The organism is Pseudomonas sp. GD03903 (genome assembly GCF_029840045.1).
Classification (GTDB): domain Bacteria; phylum Pseudomonadota; class Gammaproteobacteria; order Pseudomonadales; family Pseudomonadaceae; genus Pseudomonas; species Pseudomonas pseudonitroreducens.
In genome coordinates, this window is sequence record NZ_JAOCBT010000054.1 from 1 (window position 1) to 2,475 (window position 2,475).

A 2,475-nucleotide genomic window follows, 5' to 3' on the forward strand; every position below is an offset into this window, starting at 1 on the left:
CAGACCATCAGCGGCAAGGCCGGTGGTGAGTTCCTCGCCGGCGACGTCGTCAGCTTTACGCTGAACGGCCATGCCTACAGCGCGGCGGTCAACGCCTCGGGTGACTGGAGCGTCTCTGTTCCTGGCGCCGACCTGGCCAAGGAAACCAACATCCACGCCACCCTGGTGGCCCACGATGCTGCCGGCAACAGCGCCAATGCCGTGGCCGATCACCCCTACACCGTGATCATCGATCCCGGCAAGGTGACGCTGAGCATTGATACCGTGGCTGGCGATGACATCGTCAACCTGGCCGAATCGCAGACCAGCCAGATCATCAGCGGCAAGGCCACGGGCGAGTTCAAGGCCGGCGACGTCGTCAGCTTCACGCTGAATGGCCATGCCTACAGCGCCGCCGTCAGCGGCTCGGGTGACTGGAGCGTTTCCGTGGCGGGTTCGGACCTGGCCAAGGAAACCAATATCCACGCCACCCTGGTGGCGCACGACAATGTGGGCAACATCAGTTCCGTCATCGCTGACCACGGCTACCGCGTGGACACGGTGCCGCCGGTAGCGACGCTGACCATCAACGTGGTGGCCGGTGATGACATCCTCAACCTGGCCGAGTCGCAGACCAGCCAGACCATCAGCGGCAAGGCCGGTGGTGAATTCCTGGCCAACGATCTGGTGACCTTCACGCTGAATGGCACGGCCTACAGTGCGGCAGTCAACGCCTCGGGTGACTGGAGTGTCTCCGTGGCCGGTGCCGATCTGGCCAAGGCAGACAACATCCACGCTACCCTGGTAGCCCACGATGCAGCCGGCAACAGTGCCAATGTGGTAGCCGACCACGGCTACAGGGTGGACCTGGTCTCCACCACCCCGGTCATCACTTCGGTGTATGACGATGTGGGTTCCAAAACGGGCAACCTGGTGCCGGGCGAAACCACCGATGATGCTCGTCCGAAGATCAGCGGTACGGCCGAAGCCAACAGCACGGTCACGATCTACGACAAGAACGTGCCCATTGGCAGCACCACCGCCGATGGCAGTGGCAACTGGTCGTTCACCCCGTCGACCGATCTGGCGGAAGGCACGCACGACATCACCGCCAAGGCTGTGGACGTGGCGGGCAACCTGAGTGCCCCGTCGAATGCCTTCGACTTCACGGTCTCTCTGGCTCCAGCGGCACCGGTCATCACTTCGGTGTATGACGACGTTGGTCCCAAGCAGGGCAACCTGGTGCCGGGCGAAACCACTGACGATGCTCGTCCGGATATCAATGGTACGTCCGAAGCCAACAGAGTGATCTATATCTACGACAACTCTGAAAGGATCGGCAGCACCACCGCCAACGCCAGCGGCAACTGGTCGTACACTCCTGCATTCGATCTGGCAGACGGCGCGCATAACATCGTTGCCCGGGCGGACAACGGAGCGGGCCAGCTTAGCGGTGTGTCGAACGCATTCGGCTTCACGGTCAATACGGTGCCGCCGGTACCGGAAGCACCGACCATTACCTCGGTGTATGACGATGTCGGGCCCAAACAGGGGAACCTGGTTCAGGGTGAGACAACCGATGATAATCGTCCGACAATCAACGGCACCTCCGAAGCTAACCGGACCATTACGATCTACGACAAGAACGTGGTCATCGGCTCCACTACTTCGAATGGCAGCGGTACCTGGTCATTCACCCCGACCACGGACCTGGCGAACGGTACGCATGACATCACAGCCAAGGCGAGCGATGGCTTGGGTCAAATCAGCGCGCCATCAAATGCATTCGGCTTCACGGTCGATGTTGTGCCGCCGAAACCGACGTTCGGAATCATCGATTTCGAAAACTGCCAAGTAGGCACTTTGGCAACGCCCTACACCCCCGTCAGTAACTACCTCATCCCTGGAACTACCGTCAGGATTTATACCACTTATGGCGCCATTTCCAGCTCTGGCGATATGTATGGACTGAACCACAATACTCTCTACGTATCTGAGGGGCACTCGGCTCGACTCGATTTTGGAACTACGACCAATAGAGTCACGTTCAAGTATGCCGCTGTCGACGATGTGGCCAGCGGGGTGGTCTTCTGGGACGTAAACGGAAACTCTCTGGGTTCTCTCCAGTTCGCTGTAAATAGTACCCCGGTCGCTAAGACTCTCGATTTCTCGGCACAGGGTATCGCCGGTATGACCATTACTTCGAGGGACTATGGCGGACTGCATATCGACGATGTCAACCTGTATATGAATGGCTACTATGCGACTCGCATGGTGACGCCTGAAATTACGGACGACAGCAGCAGTGCTGAGCAATTGACCGCTCAGGCCGCGGACTCGCATGGCACCGAAGATACTCAGACCGCGCCAGAGAGTGCGGCGGCCAGCACCCATACCGATCCGCTCGGCCACGTTGTGCCCACGGTCGATATCGCGGCATTGTCGGATACCTACTACGGAGCCAGTGAAAGCTACGTGGCACTGCACGACGCCGAG

1 protein-coding gene is annotated in these 2,475 nt (G+C 59.7%); it reads left to right on the forward strand.

Features of this window, described 5'->3' with window-relative positions:
• Positions 1 to 2,475 (forward strand): Ig-like domain-containing protein (locus N5C91_RS31755; RefSeq protein WP_279834491.1); only part of this gene is annotated, 2,475 nt, incomplete at both ends.